This is a genomic window from Hymenobacter psoromatis (genome assembly GCF_020012125.1).
Classification (GTDB): Bacteria; Bacteroidota; Bacteroidia; order Cytophagales; family Hymenobacteraceae; genus Hymenobacter; species Hymenobacter psoromatis.
This window is the reverse complement of the sequence record NZ_JAIFAG010000001.1, coordinates 3463485-3479540: the sequence shown is the minus strand read 5'-3', so window position 1 is coordinate 3479540 and position 16056 is coordinate 3463485. Positions and strand designations below refer to the sequence as shown.

At 58.4% G+C, this 16056-nt stretch carries 13 protein-coding genes; 5 read left to right on the top strand and 8 right to left on the bottom strand.

The window, feature by feature from the left end; translation table 11 throughout:
* The first annotated feature begins 17 nt into the window (after positions 1-17).
* The 3 genes from LC531_RS15035 (at position 18) to LC531_RS15025 (ending at position 3333) form a co-directional block, all read left to right on the top strand.
* Positions 18-203, top strand: coding sequence for a hypothetical protein (locus LC531_RS15035; RefSeq protein ID WP_223651617.1), 186 nt, complete (start codon positions 18-20; stop codon positions 201-203).
* 754 nt (positions 204-957) lie between these two features.
* Positions 958-1770 carry a cytochrome-c peroxidase gene (locus LC531_RS15030; protein ID WP_262903291.1) on the top strand — a complete coding sequence of 271 codons (813 nt, stop codon included), beginning with the start codon at positions 958-960 and terminating at the stop codon, positions 1768-1770.
* A 33-nt stretch (positions 1771-1803) separates the two neighbouring features.
* Entirely contained in the window at positions 1804-3333 is a 1530-nt protein-coding gene (locus LC531_RS15025; RefSeq protein WP_223651613.1) for a WD40 repeat domain-containing protein, read from the top strand.
* Between the two features lie 686 nt (positions 3334-4019).
* Here LC531_RS15025 and LC531_RS15020 read toward each other — a convergent pair.
* A complete protein-coding gene (locus LC531_RS15020; RefSeq protein ID WP_223651612.1) occupies positions 4020-4688 on the bottom strand; it encodes a phosphatase PAP2 family protein in 669 nt (222 codons plus the stop codon).
* A gap of 139 nt (positions 4689-4827) precedes the next feature.
* Between LC531_RS15020 and LC531_RS15015 the strand changes: the two genes are divergently transcribed.
* Entirely contained in the window at positions 4828-6117 is a 1290-nt protein-coding gene (locus tag LC531_RS15015) for an aminopeptidase P N-terminal domain-containing protein (protein ID WP_223651609.1), read from the top strand.
* A gap of 12 nt (positions 6118-6129) precedes the next feature.
* Here the strand turns inward: LC531_RS15015 and LC531_RS15010 are convergent, their stop codons facing one another.
* Complete coding sequence (locus LC531_RS15010) at positions 6130-6927, bottom strand: class I SAM-dependent methyltransferase (protein WP_223651607.1); 798 nt, start codon at positions 6925-6927, stop codon at positions 6130-6132.
* 187 nt (positions 6928-7114) lie between these two features.
* Between LC531_RS15010 and LC531_RS15005 the strand changes: the two genes are divergently transcribed.
* Positions 7115-7735, top strand: a complete 621-nt coding sequence (locus LC531_RS15005; RefSeq protein WP_223651605.1) for a hypothetical protein — start codon at positions 7115-7117, stop codon at positions 7733-7735.
* 87 nt (positions 7736-7822) lie between these two features.
* Here the strand turns inward: LC531_RS15005 and priA are convergent, their stop codons facing one another.
* From priA to rpsF, 6 genes are all read right to left on the bottom strand, one after another.
* A complete protein-coding gene (gene priA / locus LC531_RS15000) occupies positions 7823-10369 on the bottom strand; it encodes a replication restart helicase PriA (RefSeq protein WP_332874871.1) in 2547 nt (848 codons plus the stop codon).
* Between the two features lie 76 nt (positions 10370-10445).
* Positions 10446-12491: a thioredoxin domain-containing protein gene (locus tag LC531_RS14995; protein WP_223651603.1), complete on the bottom strand. Its 2046-nt coding sequence runs from the start codon at positions 12489-12491 to the stop codon at positions 10446-10448.
* Between the two features lie 59 nt (positions 12492-12550).
* The gene (locus LC531_RS14990) at positions 12551-14614 is read right to left on the bottom strand and encodes a GSCFA domain-containing protein (protein ID WP_223651601.1); all 2064 of its coding nucleotides are present in this window, start codon (positions 14612-14614) and stop codon (positions 12551-12553) included.
* A gap of 188 nt (positions 14615-14802) precedes the next feature.
* Positions 14803-15246, bottom strand: a complete 444-nt coding sequence (rplI, locus tag LC531_RS14985) for a 50S ribosomal protein L9 (RefSeq protein WP_223651599.1) — start codon at positions 15244-15246, stop codon at positions 14803-14805.
* Positions 15247-15363: 117 nt separating this feature from the next.
* On the bottom strand, positions 15364-15639 hold the full coding sequence (gene rpsR, locus LC531_RS14980; RefSeq protein ID WP_223651597.1) for a 30S ribosomal protein S18: 276 nt from the start codon (positions 15637-15639) through the stop codon (positions 15364-15366).
* Positions 15640-15657: 18 nt separating this feature from the next.
* Complete coding sequence (gene rpsF / locus LC531_RS14975; protein WP_223651595.1) at positions 15658-16041, bottom strand: 30S ribosomal protein S6; 384 nt, start codon at positions 16039-16041, stop codon at positions 15658-15660.
* Positions 16042-16056: the final 15 nt, after the last annotated feature.

Below are 16056 nucleotides of genomic sequence, written 5' to 3'. Positions count from 1 at the left end.
AACTGCTATCCTGAAGCTTGACTCTACTTTGGCAATGTGGGCCTGCGCCTGTGGAGCTACGACAGTGGCGCGGTACTGTGGCCGAGTGTTGCGCCTGCCACGCCTCGCATACCCGTAATGCCACCGTGCGCTGCCCCAGCCTGCCCAGCCCCGTGGCTAGCCAGGTATTTCTATTGTCGTCCAAGGAATTGCTTTCGCTCTAATAAGTTGCTATGGAGTGCTTCGCTTTTGCTGGAATTGGATACGATGTTAGAGCGGGCGGTAGAGTTATGAAAAGCCTTTCGACTTATCCCTAACTTGGTAGTACCCCTACCTGCCTAACTAGGGCTAGGCAGGTAGGGGTACTTAGTGGCGCAGAGTGGTCTAGTGTACAAACTGTCCTCAAAAACGGCATCGGTTTGTTTGTAGAGAAGGCGAATAAATCGGCTGCCGTGGCAAACCAATGAGCTTGGGTCAAGCCAAGAGGTTGGACAGGTCTAAAAAATATTTTATTCACTAATATTAAAAATTAAATAATTATAAATTTAGAATATAATACTTATCTATCTGGGGCGTGCAGGTACAGAAACAAGCTACTATCACCGCTATCCCTCGCGGATGGCATGAATTTTGGTGCCCGCTACGACAGCCTCGTTAAAACCTATAGTCATTATTGACCTAGCGCAAAATGTGACGAGCCAACATCAATAACCCTGAAACGAGCGCATAATTACCTGTTTCTCCGATTCTCTTAAAAGAGTACAAGCTACTAAGGGGCTACGCAAAGCCTTGCGCTTGTTGTTCTCCACAGGGCTCTCAAAACACAGGTGCGACAATGCACAGTCTCGTACAACGCAAAGAAATAAGGTGAAGAGATTTTGGTTCTATTGGGCACCCTTATTAGTCCTTTTGGAAGGGTGCGCGGGACCACTTGCGCCACTGGCGGCCGTACCGAATAGGCTAGCTGCAACTCGTGAGTTGGGTAAGCTACTCTTCTTTGAGCCGGCCCTCTCGGGCAACGGCAAACGTAGCTGTGCCTCGTGCCACCGGCCCGAAAAAGCATTTACAGACCACCGGGGAACATCACGAGCGTTGCGCTTTACAGCCAACCTTACGCGCAACTCGCCTACGCTGCTTGCGTCGGCGAGGCAGAAGACCTTCTTTCACGATGGCCGGGCTGCCAACCTGGGCGAGGTGGTGCGTCAGGTGGTTGAAAATCCTCAGGAACTGGGCAGTAGCTACGCCCAGCTAACGGGCCGGCTGGCCGAGAGCCCCGCTTACCGGTTGGCTTTTCGGCAGGCGTTAGGGACCGATATTACGGAGGCCAGCGTCAATAAAGCTTTGGCGGCTTACGTGACCAGCCTCATCAGCAACAATGCGGCCTACGACCAAGCCCGGCGCGGCCAACAGCCCTTGCCCACTATTGCCTTGGCCGGCAAACGGCTGTTTATGGGACCGGCTGGCTGCGTGGGCTGTCATGCGGCCCCAGATTTTCGGGATGGTCGCCGCTACCTAGTGCGGCCCGGCGAGTGGGTGAAAACCCCAACCCTGCGCAACGTGGCCCTCACACCTCCCTACGGTGCCAATGGCCAGGCCGCGACCCTGCTCGATGTGCTGGGCGATGCCTTCCATGCGGCGCACCGTCCCCGGCCACTGGCCCCGGCCGAGGCCAGCCAGCTACTAGCCTTTTTGGCCGCGCTTACTGATACGACTTCCGCCGAGCACCGCCCCCCGCTAGCGCTACCCGCCCTGCATAGCCTACCCGACCGCCGAGTAGGTGGCCTATACTGATACTATTGCTTACTTCTTGCCATTTACTACTTTATGCGTTCTCTCTTACCCATTGGCTCCGGCCCTATTTTTTTCTCCTGCCGCTTGGTGGCCGGCCTTAGCGTGGTGCTACTGGCCGGCTCGGTGGCTCAGGCGCAGGCCCCTGCTGGCGCGGCCGTTTCTATTCAGCCCGCCATGATTCAGCCCGGCTCGGCCCTGTTGATTGATATTGATACGAAGTCGCCGCTGCTGGGCGTGGACTACAGTCCCGACGGCAAGCGCATAGTGGCTTGTGGCCTGGGCCATTCAGTGGTAGTGTATGAGCTGGCTACCCACCAGCCGGTACTCACGCTGAAAGGCCACACCGACGATGTAGTGGCCGTTAAGTACAGTCCTAATGGCCGCTATATTGCCTCGGGGGGCGTGGACCACGCACTCATTCTCTGGGATGCCCTTACGGGCGAGCTAATACGTAAAAATACAGAACATACTGATTATGTGCGAGATGTTGCCTTCAGCCCCGACAGTAAGCTGCTGGCTACTGCCGGGTGGGACGGCCAGTCGCTCGTGTTTGATACCTTTAGCGGGCAGCGTGTGGCGGCCCTCAAAGAGCCCAAGCTAACCGATGCTGCGGTCAACGTGGCCTACAACCCTACCAAAACCACCCAAGGTCGCTCCAATGCCATTACGTCGGTGGCCTTTAACCCGGCCGGTACCGAACTGCTGACGGCCAGCGGCGACCATACCCTGCGCGTGTGGAATACCGCTACCTGGGACCAAAAGAACGTGCTCAACGGCCACGCCGACGAGGTGTGGGACGGCCGCTACTCGCCCAACGGCCGCTACGTAGTGAGCGGGGCCTGGGATAATACCGCCCGCGTGTGGGAGCTTCGCACTCAGCAATGCACGCAGGTGCTGGCCGCTCATGTTTCCGACGTATGGGCGACCACCTTCAGCCCCGATGGGCAGCTGATTGCCACCGGCGGCGGCGACCGTAAAGTAAAAATATGGGATGCCGTGACGGGCCTGCTCGTGGCCGACCTATCGGGGGAACTGCACACGGCCGAAATCGAAAATCTGGCCTTCAGCCCTAATGGCCACAGCCTGGTGAGCGTCAGTCGCGATGGCCACCTCAAGGTCTGGCGTATTCCCGGCGTGGCCGACCGCGTGGGAGCCTACGCTCGCTACAACTACGAAAAGTGGGCGCGTAAAGGTGAATTTGAAAAAACGGTAGATTTTGAGGCCCGTACTTCGCACAAAATGGAGCGCGTGCAGGCATTTCAGCAGCAAGGCTTGGCCCAAATGCTAACGGCTTACGCGACAACTGGCAGCTGGCAGGATTTTGCGCTTAAAGATTATAATGCTGATAACGAGTCGTTTGCAGTAGTCTCTAGCGCGTTCCCAACTACTACCTATCGCGTAAAAGTGACTCCTAAGGAAGCTGAGCAGTTCCGGGTCAACTTCGGGCGCGCCACCTACGGAACACCAGTCTTCGAGGTTACCGATAGTGCAATCGCTCTAGGAAACGTGAGCGTGAGCGTAGCTCAGGGTACTGCCAGTCGGCAGTACGTTATCCTGCATTGAGTAGCAAGCGTTTCCGCTGCGGGTACTGGTATCACGCTGGCTCGTTGCGCTACGCCTGAATCTCGGCCACGATGGCTAGGGTAATCCATAAATAACGGAGCAGGCGGCGCGTTGAATGACTACCCGCCTACCTGATGATAGAAAACTTAGCTGATGGTGTTTGGGGTATGCTAGGAGAGGCGCACGATGGCCGGCGCAATGCAGTACTGGCTGCGGCTGCGTAGTACTCGGCTTAATGGCTCGGGTCGTTGAACTCGGTATTGGTGCGGAAGTGGTAAACCTCTCACTCTACCCTGTTAGGGTCGTTGCCTCAGAATTTACTCTGCTTGTCGTAGCGGCTAATTGGGACTGGTTTCTTCGTGGCTGGTGAGGCAGGCCGCCTCGGCCCACGTCCATCCTTCGCTGGGCCAACTCGCCCTAGCCCTCAGTTTCGACCTGCAAGCCCAGATAGCTGAACTGCGCCCATATTCAGTCGGTGTTTTTTATAAAGGAAGTAACGAACGCAGGTCGCTCCAAGGTGAATTTGGTGTAGCAGAGGCGTACTTTAGCCGGCTCCTGGTCAAAAAAAGTGATATAGAACACCAGCGTTGTGACAAAATAGACTAAATATATGCATAAATTTATGCGAAGAAAAGAAGATTTTGCTATTGGTAGGAGAGGGTAGGAGGTAGTGTTCCGCAAGCTGCTCAGAAGCGGCCGGCCGAGCGCCCGCGGCGCAGCCGCCACTGGTGCCAGGGCTGCGAGTGCCGCTCCAGGTAGGGCACCAGCCAGGCCAGCAGCGCCAGCGTGAGGCCCGTGCCCAGGATGGAGCCGGCAAATACGTCCTCTACAAAATGCTGGGCCAGGTACACTCGCGAGTAGGCCGCCAGCGCGGCCAACAGCAAAAATCCGTAGCCCCATCGCTTATTTTTTACCAAAAAAGTGAGCAGCAGAAACACCGAAAAGGCCGACGTGGAGTGGCCCGACGGAAAGCTCTTGAGCGTGCCCATCACTACCCCCTCCACCACGTGCAGCGGCGGGAAGCTGGGGTGTTCGCTGAAATAACGGAACGGCCGCGGGTGGCCCGTGAAAATAAGCTGCTTGCCTACCTGGGCCGCCAGCGAAGTAACGGCAAAGCACACTAGGCTCAGGAAGGCCCAGCGGAAGCGCACGAAGAGCAGGGCCAGTGTCACGAATACGTAGAACAAACCGTCGCCCACGTTGGTAAAGGCCCGGAAAAACTGGTCGAAAAATGGCGCGTAGTGGCCATTGACCCAGAAGAACGCCGTTTGTTTGGGCGTGGCGAATAGTACGCCACCGATGGCCAACAGTAGCGCGGCGTAGGGAAGCAAAAAGGTGCGGGTTTGCCGGAGCATAAGTAGCGCGACTTGAAAAGGGCGTAGCCAATTTTGTAATTCGCATCCTTGCGCCGTTCGCATTAGTAGAACGGCGCGGGGGCGCGGACTACAAAGTTCGCGCTACTTTGCGCGCTCAACCTGCTCCCTACCCCTACTTATGCGCTACGGCCCCATCGCCCCCGAGTTATTCGTCGAAAATCGCCGCCGCTTCCGTGAGCTGCTGCCGCCGCGGTCGCTGGCCATTTTTAATGCCAACGATATTCTGCCCACTAACGCCGATGGCACGCTGGCCTTCCGGCAAAACAATGACCTGTTCTACCTCAGCGGGGTAGACCAGGAGGATAGTATCCTCGTCATTTGCCCCGACGCGGCCCTTGAAAAGCACCGCGAGATTTTATTTCTCAAGGAAACCTCCGAGCACATTCTGGTTTGGGAAGGCTACAAGCTAACTAAGGAGCAGGGCCGCGAGGTGGCAGGCATCAAAACCATCATGTGGCTCGATGCCTTCCCGGCCGTGCTGGCTGCTCTGATGAACGAGGCCGAATCGGTGTATCTGAACTCCAACGAGCACATTCGGGCTGTGGTGGAGGTCGAAACCCGCGATGCCCGCTTTATTCGCGATATGCAGCGGCGCTACCCCCTGCACCAGTACCGGCGTGCCGCGCCGCTGCTACATCAGCTGCGCGCCATTAAGAGTGCCGAGGAAATCCGGCTTATGCGCCGGGCCGGCGAAATCACGGGCAACGCCTTCCGGCGCGTGCTGGGCTTCGTGGAGCCGGGCGTGTGGGAGTTTGAGATTGAGGCCGAGATTGTGCACGAGTTTATGCGCTCCGGCTCGCGGGGGCCGGCCTACGGCAGCATCATTGGCAGTGGCGAAAGCGCCACCATTCTGCACTACGTCAGCAACGACCGCCAATGTCAGGCCGGCGACGTGCTGCTGCTGGATTTTGGGGCGGAGTACGCTAACTACGCCGCCGACCTCTCGCGCAGCATCCCGGTGTCGGGTACGTATTCGCCGCGCCAGCGCCAGGTATACGAGGCCGTGCTGAGGGTCTTCAAGTTTGCCAAGACTCAGCTTGTAGTCGGCAACGAGATTGAAGTCTATCACAAAGCAGTAGGCGAGGTGATGGAGCAAGAATTAGTGAAGCTCGACTTGCTGAACGCCGGCGACGTCAAAAATCAGGACCCCGACGCGCCGCTCTACAAGAAATACTTTCCGCACGGTACCAGTCACTACCTGGGCCTCGACGTGCACGACGTAGGCTACAAGTACCGCAAATTTGAAGCGGGCATGGTGTACACCAACGAGCCGGGCATCTACATCCGCGAAGAAAAGCTGGGCATTCGGCTAGAAAACGATATCCTCATTACCGCCACCGGTAATGAGGACCTGATGGCTAATATTCCGCTAGAATTAGCTGATATTGAGCGATTAATGAAAAAGTAGCGCGAACTTGCGTTACTGCGGTTTGCGAAACAGTAGCAAATGCTGCTGCGGCAGCTTTTCGTCTACTTTCACGAACTCAAGACCGATGGCTGCCATCTCTTTCTTAGCCTGGTCCACGGTCATTTTATGAATCTCCTTAATGGGTACCGCAGGGTCTTCAGCGCGATACTCGACCAGCGCCAGGCGGCCGGTGCCGGGTCGCAGTGCCCGCCTGATGGCCAGGCCCATCTCGCGCGGGTGGTCAAACTCGTGGTAGGCATCCACGATGAGCACCAGGTCCACGGCATTGGCGGGCAGGTGCGGGTCGCGGGTGGTGCCAAGCACGGGGCGCACGTTATGCAGGCCATTTTTGGCCTGGCGCTGCTTTAGCTCAGTAATCATTTCGGGCTGAATATCGACGGCCAGCACCTGGCCGCGCGGCACCAGCGGGGCCATCCGAAACGAGAAAAACCCCGTGCCCGCCCCAATATCGGCCACCGTATCGGTGGGCTTGAGATGCAGCTCCCGAAGCAGGGTTTCGGTGCCTTCCTCCTGGCTGCGGTCGTCGCGCTCCAGCCAATCGGCCCCCTCGTGGCCCATAACGTGGGCAATCTGCCGCCCTTGATAGTAGCGGCCGATGCCGTTAGGGTCGCGCGGTGGGCGGCGCTCGTAGCCCTGCGAGTCTGGCAGGTGGGTAGGCGTGGCGGCAGTAAACCCCTGCGCCCGTAGGCCAGTGCGGCCGGCAGTGCTTGATTCCACTGGCAACTGGGTGCAGGCCCCAGCAGCGGCTAGCCCGGCCAGTCCTAGCCAACGTGCAACGGTATGATTCATAAATAAGCGAAAGCAGACGAGATGCGTAGCGCGGCAGTACAACAAGCAGCAATGACCAGTCGTTCAGCCCGGCGCAGTGTGAGAGGGGGCTGAATGACGAAAAAAATAGTCGTCAACCCAACCATTATTATCCGCTTTAACGTATCCCGCGCAGTTTTCTTTCACCACCCTTCTTTCTTTTCACCTTATGAAGAATTTGATTTCTACTCTGGGCCGCTTGGCGGTGGTCCTCACCGGCGCGCTGGCACTAGGCTCGTGCAGCCGGGCCGAGTATGCTTTTCTACCCCGCTCGGCCTCGTACCTGGGTGCCCCCACGGCCGCCCCTAAAGCCCGCATAGCTGCTACTGCAGTTGCTACCCCCACCCCCTTGGCTCAGGCATCTGCCACGGCCGTGGCCCCCGAAATTACGGTGGCTACAGCCCCGGCTCCGGTAGCTACGGAGGCCGCTGCCTCGGTAGCCGCCCGCCCCGCTGCCGTGCCTACCCCCCCCACCGCGGCCGAAGTAACCACCACTGCTCCGGCTACGGCAGCCGCCGCGCCGCAAAAGCTGAGCCTAGTGCAGCGCCTAGCCTTGGCCAAGGTGACCAAGAAGTTCAACAAGATGGCGGCTAGAATGCCGCAGCTCAAAAAGGGTGATGTCACCGCCAGCACGGCCCGCCTCGACGGCAACCTGCGCTACGCCATCATATTTGGAGTTATTAGCTTGATTTTCTTTGCGATAGGTGGTAGCCTCCTCAATATTATCGGCACTATTCTGCTGATTATTGGTTTGCTCTTCCTGTTGTTCTGGGTGCTCGACGCGCTATAAGTCAATCACCAGTTGTCAATTATCAGTTAACAGTCGTTCCACTAGCGCATTTTGCGCTAGTGGAACGACTGTTAACTGATAATTGACTTACATAGGGTCCACGTCTACCACCAAGCGAGCCTGACGGTATTCTTTCTGGTCGCGCACCACGTCGAGCGCCGCGCAGATGGCTACCTTGGCCGCCTTCAGCACCGTGTGCTCGCGGCTGAGCTTGATGACGATTTCCTGCAAAAAGAAATTGCGGATGCGGAAAATGTAGGGCGCTTCCGGCCCCAGCACCGGGCCGCGGCCCAGGCGTTCAATCAATTCTTGGGTAAGCAGGATGGCGGCTTTTTGGGCTAGCTCCTGGTCCATATGCTTCACCGTCAGCTTTATCATGCGGGCGAAGGGTGGGTACTCGTGCTCACGGCGCTGGGTTATTTCATACTCGTAAAATTCGAGGTAGTCGTTGCGAATTACCTTGTCAAAAATAACCTGGGTAGGGTCGCCGGTCTGAATCAGTACTTTACCTTTCTTACCCTTGCGCCCGGCCCGGCCGCTTACCTGCACAAACATCTGGTAGGCGCGCTCGTGGGCGCGGTAGTCGGGGTAGTGAATAATGGCGTCGGCATTCACGATACCCACTAGGCTCACGTTCTCGAAATCCAAGCCCTTGGTCACCATCTGGGTGCCCACGAGCACGTTGGTTTTCTGCTGCTCAAAGTCGCCGATAATCTGCTGGTAGGCGTTTTTGGCGCGGGTCGTGTCCAGGTCCATGCGCTGCACATTAGCCTGGGGCAGCATTATTTTGAGGTCGTCTTCCAGCTTTTCGGTGCCGAAGCCCTGGGTGCGCAGCGCCCGCGAGCCGCAGGCCGGGCACTGCGTGGGCATGCCCTCGTGATAGCCGCAGTAGTGGCAGCGCAGCTCGTGGGCGTGCTTGTGGTAAGAGAGCGACACGGCGCAGCTCTGGCACTTCGGGATGTAGCCGCAGTCGTTGCACTCGGTCACGGGCGCGTAGCCGCGCCGGTTCTGGAAGAGGATAACCTGCTCATTCTGCGCAATTTTACTTTCCATCGCGCTCAGCAGGTCGGCCGAGAAGTGGTTGTGCATCTTCTTCTCGGCGCGCAGCTTGCGGGTGTCAATCAGCTCAATCTCCGGCATCCCAGCCTCACCGAAGCGCTTGCTGAGCGTGACCAAGCCGTAGCGGCCCAGCCGCGCCTGGTAGTAGGTTTCCACGGCCGGCGTGGCCGAGCCCAGCAATACCTTGGCACCCTGAAAGTTGCCCATCATCAGGGCCACCTCACGGGCGTTGTAGCGCGGGGCGGGGTCGTACTGCTTGTAGGAGCTTTCGTGCTCCTCGTCTACGATGATAAGGCTCAGGTTATCAAAAGGTAAGAACACCGCCGAGCGCACGCCCACTACCACCTGAAAGCGGCCCGAAAGCACGCCGTTCCACACCTCCACCCGCTCGTTGTCGGAGAATTTGGAGTGGTACACGCCCAGCCGCGAGCCAAACACGCGCATCAGCCGGGTCACAATCTGGGCCGTGAGGGCGATTTCCGGCAGCAGGTACAGTACCTGCCCACCACCGTCCAAGGCATTGCGAATGAGGTCGATATAAATCTCTGTCTTGCCCGAGCCCGTGACACCGTGCAGCAGCACGATATTCTGCTGGTCAAAGAGCGTCATTACCTCATCGCGGGCCACTACTTGTGCTTCATTGAGCTGGTAGGGCATCTGGGCCACCGGGTTTTCGTCGAGCGGAAAGCGCGACACAATCTGGTCGAACTGCTCCAGGATACCGTTCTTTATCAGCGTGTTCACCGCCGAGGCCGAGAGGTGGGGCGAGCTGGTGAGGTAGGCTTTCTCGATGCCCAGGTGGTTGAGGTGCTCGTTGTGGTGCACCGGTACGCGCTGTAAGTATTTCAGCAGCACATCCACCTGCTTGGGCTTGGCGGCCAGGTCCTCAAACAGCCGCTCCACGGCGGCGGTGCTCACGTAGTGGTGCGCCAGCCGAACCTTTTTCAGCACTTTGGGCGAATACTTGTCGGCCATTTGCTCAAACAGAAAGATAACATCCTTCTGCATCAGCGACTTAATAACTTTATGAAACGATGCAATACCTAGTAAGTCGCCCACTTCGGTAAACGTCAGCGCCTTGCCGTCCTCGGTGCGCAGGCTGTCCACAATGCGCTGTTCCTTGTCGTCGAGGGGGTAGGGGCTGCCTTCGTTGAGGTACGCCGGGTGCAGCTGAATGCGTGACTCGGAGCTGAGCTTGAGCGCGGCTGGCAGCGCGGCGTTTATCACCTCGCCCAGCGTGCAGAGGTAATACTCACTTATCCAGCGAAATAGCTTGAGCTGCGGCTGCGTCACCACGGGCGCATCGTCGATAAACTCCAGAATGTACTTGGCCTGGTATTCCTTGGGCGGCGTTTCGTGCACGGCTGCCACAATGCAGCTCAGCGTGCGCTTAGCCCCAAACTGCACAATGACCCGGCCCCCAATTACTACGTTGTCATTCAGCTCAAACGGTACCCGGTAAGTGTAAAGCTTAGGCAGGGGCAGGGGCAAAATCACATCCACGAACAGCGTTACCCGGTCGGGCATAGCCGCCGGGGCGGGGGTAGGGGCAGCAAATTCGAAGGTAAGCGACACGGGAAACAGCTAGCAGCAGGCGAATAGTAAAGATAACCCCGACCAGCGGCCAGTAGTGCGAACCGGAAAGTTTACCCTACTGTGCCAATTGTGCCAGGGCCTCGGGCACCGAGTGCACCGGCAGCTGGCAGGAGTGGTCGCGGCACACGTAAAGGGTGGTTTGGTCAGTGCCTGCTCGGCCTTGGAGCAGGGGTAGGGCGCTGGTCGTGGAACTGCCAGCCAGCACGTCATTAGGCAAAAAATGCCGGCTTAGCTGCGCACGAAATGCCTCAGCCTGCGGACCAGTGATGGCCACTTCGGCACCCGGCCGCAGCAGCGCTACATAGAGACTGGCCCAGTTAGTGAGGTGCTGCGGCTCTTTGGCCGCTAGGGCCTGCACCTGGCCCAGCATAGCAGCCGCCAACGCTTGATAATCGGTGTTTTCGAGGTGGCGACCCAGCCGCAGCAGGTTGTGGGCCATCACCGAGTTAGAGCCAGGAATCACGTTGTCGAACAACTCCTTTTTGCGGGCGATGAGCGGCTCGGCGCTGGCATCGGTGTAGAAAAACTGCTGCTCGGCGGGGTCGAAGAAATTATCGAGCACGTAGGTCGTCAGCCCCTGCGCCTCGCGCAGCCAGCTTTCCGCGAAGGTCGCTTCATAGAGACTGATGTAAGCTTCAATCACTAGCGCGTAGTCTTCCAGAAAGCCGTTGATAGTGGCGCGGCCGTTCTTCCAGGTGCGGTAGAGGCGCGGCCCGTTGCGCAGGTTGGCCCGCAAAAACTCGGCATTGCGTAGCGCTAAGTCCAGGAACTCCTGCGCGCCAAACGCCCGGTAGGCAGCCAGCAGGCCGCTGAGCATAAGCGCATTCCAGCCCGTTAGTACCTTGTCGTCGAGGCCCGGCCGCACGCGGTGGGCGCGGGCGGTCAGCAGCTGCTTTTGCCAACCGTGAATGAGCTTGGCCAGCACGTGCGGCTCCAGCATGTGCTCGGTGGCGAAGTCGGCATCCGATTGTCGGCGGTGCAAAATGTTGTTGCCGTGCTCCCAGTTCCCTACCCCCGTGCACTGGTAGTAAGCCGCCGCCAGCGGCTCTTCCTCACCTAAGATAGCCTGCAATTCGGCGCGGGTCCAGACGTAAAACTTGCCTTCTTCGCCCTCGCTATCGGCATCGAGCGACGAGTAAAAGCCGCCCTCCGGGTTAGTCAACTCGCGCCGCACCCAGTTCACAGTCTGGAAAACGACCTCGCGGTACAGCGGCTCCTGCGTCACCTGAAACGCCTCGCTGTAGAGGCTCAGCAGCTGGCCGTTATCATACAGCATTTTCTCAAAGTGCGGCACTAGCCACTCCGCATCGACTGAGTAGCGCGCCCAACCGCCGCCTACCTGGTCATAAATGCCGCCCCAGGCCATTTCGCGCAGCGTGAGGTTGACTTGACTCAACAGCTGCTGGCTGCTCGAGATGTGATGCGCCCGCAGCAAAAACCGCCAGATGCTGGGCATCGGAAACTTGGGTGCGCGGTTGGTGCCGCCCCGTTCGCGGTCAAAGCGCTGAGTCAGGTTATAGGCCATTAGCTTGAATTTCTCATCATTAACGGCCGTGCTAACCAGCTCGCCGGCCGCGCCATACTTCTCCAGCTCACTCGCTTGCAGCACCTGCACAAAGCGCTCGGCCGAGCCTTCCAACTCGGCGCGGTGCTCACCGGCGTAGGCCTGGGCTACATTTTCGAGCAGCTTCACCCAGTTGCCGGGTGGGAAATACGTGCCGCCATAAAACGGCTTAGCCTCGGGCGTCAGCAGCACGTTCAGCGGCCAGCCGCCCTGAATACCCATCGCCTGCACCGCGTCCATGTAAATCTGGTCCACGTCGGGTCGCTCCTCCCGGTCCACTTTGATGCACACGAAATATTTGTTCATCACCCGCGCTACCTGCTCATTCTCAAATGACTCGCGCTCCATCACGTGGCACCAGTGGCACGCCGCATACCCAATGCTCACCAAAATGGGCTTTTGCTCAGCCTGGGCGCGCCCCAGCGCCTCCGGTCCCCACGGGTACCAGTCCACCGGATTATGGGCGTGTTGGAGCAGGTAGGGGCTGGTTTCGTGGGCTAGGCGGTTGGTGGAGGGGGTAGGGGCGGAGTTAGACATAACTTCGGATGCGATGGGTAAAACAAAACCCAGCCGGCGGGGCTGGGTTTTGAGAAAGATTAAGTGGCCGGCGAGTCGCCGGCTGGTGCGGCAGGGGTAGGGGGCTTTTTCGCAGCCGGTTTCTTAGCCGCGGCCTTTTTGGGAGCCGCCTTCTTCGCGGCAGCGGGCTTGGTAGCCTTAAGGGCTGCTTTAGGGGCTTTTTTAGCCGGCTTGCTGGCGCTCGCTTCGGTGGTGGCAGTGGCAGTTCTGGGTCGGCTACGCCGCGTTGTGGGCTTCGGGGGGTCGGCCGCTGGCACAGTTTCCGGAGTTGCCGGCGGCTCCGATGTGGTCGGCGTAGTTTCAGCTAGGTCGGGCGGACTGGCATAAATGGCCTCGGCTACCGCAGGTCGTTCCAGCAAGATTTCGGGAATGATGGGTGGCGAGATAATCGGTGCGGAGGCCGGCCGCGGCGCGGCCACGGAGGCTTCCGGCTGGTCAGCCGCTCGAAATAAGCTTGTCCGTTTCCCTCGCTTTACCAAACCCGACTTAGTAATGACCTTCGATTTTTTAGGTGTCGGCCCGGTGCCGCGCTTATGGGGCTTGAGCTCGCTGGTGGGGGGTAGGACTTCCAATTCAGCAGCCTCAGGCAGGAAGCCAGTCATTTCGTGGGCCAATTCTTCGTCCAACTCCTCTGCTGCCAGCGAACCGGTTTCCTCGCCTGCCTGCTCAGCGGCTAGGCGCGCCGCGTTCTTACGAGCCGTGCGTTTGGCCCCACCCCGCGAACGGCGCTTCTTCTTCGTGGCCGGGTAGCCAGCGCTGTCCGCTTCCGCTTCTGGCAACAGCTCGGCCGTGGGGTCAAGCAATAGCTTCTGCACGGCAGTAGCTACCGATTCCACAACTGGTTCTTCAGCCACGGCAAAAACCTCGGTTTCTACCGGTGCGGCGGTAGGCCGGTCGTCGCGCCGGTCCCGGTTCGAGCGGTCGCTGCGGCTATCGCGGCCGTTGCGCCGGCCGCGCGGGTTGTCGGCGCGGCGCTCAACCGGTTGTGCTGGTGCGCTAGTCGGTTGGCTAACAATTATTTGATTGTCAGAATCTTCGTCACCGATATCAATGCGCTCCTCGTTATCTTCCGGCAGTGGCGGCACGTAGGCCGGCCTGGGGGGGGGTAGGGCTGCCAGTTGGCGCTGCACATCTCGCAACTCTTGGCGTACTTCCACACCCTGCGCGAGCAGCTTTTCCAGGCGCTCGCGGGTCTGGTCCAGGAAAGTGCGGTGCTCGGGAGCACCCAGATGCAGCGGCCGGTGGCCCAGCGACTGGCGCACCGCCGCCCACTCCTTGCGAAAACGGCCAAACTCGGCGTCGAAATAAGCCCGCGCAAACTTGTCCCAGACGTAATCCTCGGCCACTGGGGACGGGTGCAGCATATCGGCCGCGTAGAAGCGATAGTCGCGCAGGTCGTCCGTCAACAGCTCATAAGCCGGGAAGTAGCTCACGCCCGGCAGCAGCTCGCCGAGGTAGTGGCAGGCCACACGTAGCACCGACTTGCTCACCGCGCTCAGCGGCAGCGTATCTTTCAAATGCCGCACTGGGCTCACGGTCAGTATGATGCGAACGTCAGGATTAATGCGGCGCAACAACGCGTGCACCTCAGCCAGCCCGTTCACTATCTCGTCAGCCGTCAGCAGCTCTTTCTCAAAAAGCGCGGCTGGCAGCTTGTGCAGGTTACTCACCAGCTCGCCGGTTTCGCGCAGTCGGTAGGCCCAAGCGGTACCCAGGGTCAGCACCACGGCGTCGGCAGTACGCACGAAGTCTCCTACCCGCCGCACAGTTTCCTGAATGACTTGTAGCAGCTCGACGGGCGAATCAGCCCCCACGCTGCCGTGAAAATCAAAGCTTTGCCAGCGGCCCCGTGCTTCTACTACGTGCTGCTGCCAGTCCTGCGCTTCGCCAGCGGCGGCTCGTAGCAGCTGCGCTAGCGCCAGGGGCTGAAACACCGTTCCGAAGGGATTAGCCAGGGTAGTCACCTTATTCAGCCGCAGTCGCTCGCCGAGACTATCGGCAAAGCAAGAGCCTATCGTGAGTACGCGCGCCGTACGCGCCAATTGCCGCTCCTGCGGCGCAATAGTTAAGTCAGTTCGAAACATGAACTACAAAGGTAACCCTCCACTAGCTGATAGCTAGTAGCTTTTAGCCGTTAGCTTCTGGCTTGACAGCTAGCTAATTGTGAGGAAAATATAAAGCAACGAGCCCCGACGCAGCGACCTACCTGTTCGGGAGGCCGCCCCGCCGGGGCTTTTAACAAGTGAATAGTTAGTGGCTATTAGCTTATCAGCTAAGCTGCTTCTACCCGGAATTTTACCGTATGCTTCACTTCTTTGTGCAGATTTAGCGTGGCAGTATAGTCGCCAGCGGTAGTAACCTCCTGGTCGAAACTTAAGCGCTTGCGGTCCACATCGATGCCCTTGTTCTTGAGCGCTTCCGATAATTGCAGCGTGGTTACGCGCCCGAAAATCTTGCCGGTTTCGCCAATCTTGGCGGGCAGTTCAAAGACTTGGTCGCCTACCTGGTCGGCCACCGCTTGCGCGTTGGTTTTCACCTTTTCAGCTTTGTGGGCTGCTTGGCGCACGTTCTCGGCCACGATTTTCTTAGCCGACTTGTCAGCCAGCATCGCCAAGCCTTGCGGCAGCAGGTAGTTGCGGCCGTAGCCGGATTTTACCGTCACGAGGTCGTTCTTGTACCCGAGCCCCTTAACGTCGTCTTTCAGAATGATTTCCATGATTCTTGTCAGGATGATTGTTGATTGTTGATTGTTAGGTGTTGATTGTCAATTGCTAATAGCCAAAAACAGAACGTCTGGCCAGTAATAATCAACAATCTGCTAGCAACAATCAGCCTATTTAAGAGCGTCCGCTACGTAGGGCATTAGGGCCAGGTGGCGGGCCTTAGCCACGGCCTGGGCCACTTTGCGCTGGAATTTCAGGCTGGTGCCCGTGATGCGACGGGGTAGCAAGCGCCCCTGCTCGTTCACAAATTTCAGCAGGAAGTTCGGGTCCTTATAGTCCACGTACTTGATGCCGTTCTTCTTAAAGCGGCAGTACTTGTTGCGCGTGTCAACGGGCTTATTGCCGTTGTTGCGGTCGTTGCTGCGGTTATTGTTTCTCGTAGCCATCGTTATCTGTTAATAAGGTTACTGGGCTACGGTTTCGGCCTCTTTGGGGGCGCGCTGTTGGTTCATCTCCCCATTGCGGCGGCGCTCGTTATAAGTCACAGAATGCTTGTCGAGCACCGTGGTCAGAAAACGAATCACGCGCTCGTCGCGGCGGAAAGCCAGTTCGAGTACGTCCACGATGTTAGCTTCGCCGCTGTGATTGTACGTCAGCGTGAAGTAGTAACCAGTGGATTTCTTCTGAATCGGGTAGGCTAGCTTGCGCAGGCCCCAGGCTTCAGTTGAAATAAGGTCGGCGCTATTTTCCTTAAGCACCTGCGAGAACTTCTCGACCGTCTCTTGCACCTGGCCCTCGTTCAGCACGGGAGTCAGGATGAAGACCGTCTCGTAATTTCTTACGTCCATTGACGGGGTTGATTT

Bases quoted from the DNA above. Each gene is read 5' to 3' on its own strand.
- LC531_RS15025 (WP_223651613.1), top strand. From the start codon at position 1,804: ATGCGTTCTCTCTTACCCATTGGCTCCGGCCCTATTTTTTTCTCCTGC.
- LC531_RS15020 (WP_223651612.1), bottom strand. From the start codon at position 4,688: ATGCTCCGGCAAACCCGCACCTTTTTGCTTCCCTACGCCGCGCTACTG.
- LC531_RS15015 (WP_223651609.1), top strand. From the start codon at position 4,828: ATGCGCTACGGCCCCATCGCCCCCGAGTTATTCGTCGAAAATCGCCGC.
- LC531_RS15010 (WP_223651607.1), bottom strand. From the start codon at position 6,927: ATGAATCATACCGTTGCACGTTGGCTAGGACTGGCCGGGCTAGCCGCT.
- LC531_RS15005 (WP_223651605.1), top strand. From the start codon at position 7,115: ATGAAGAATTTGATTTCTACTCTGGGCCGCTTGGCGGTGGTCCTCACC.
- LC531_RS14995 (WP_223651603.1), bottom strand. From the start codon at position 12,491: ATGTCTAACTCCGCCCCTACCCCCTCCACCAACCGCCTAGCCCACGAA.
- LC531_RS14990 (WP_223651601.1), bottom strand. From the start codon at position 14,614: ATGTTTCGAACTGACTTAACTATTGCGCCGCAGGAGCGGCAATTGGCG.
- rplI (WP_223651599.1), bottom strand. From the start codon at position 15,246: ATGGAAATCATTCTGAAAGACGACGTTAAGGGGCTCGGGTACAAGAAC.
- rpsR (WP_223651597.1), bottom strand. From the start codon at position 15,639: ATGGCTACGAGAAACAATAACCGCAGCAACGACCGCAACAACGGCAAT.
- rpsF (WP_223651595.1), bottom strand. From the start codon at position 16,041: ATGGACGTAAGAAATTACGAGACGGTCTTCATCCTGACTCCCGTGCTG.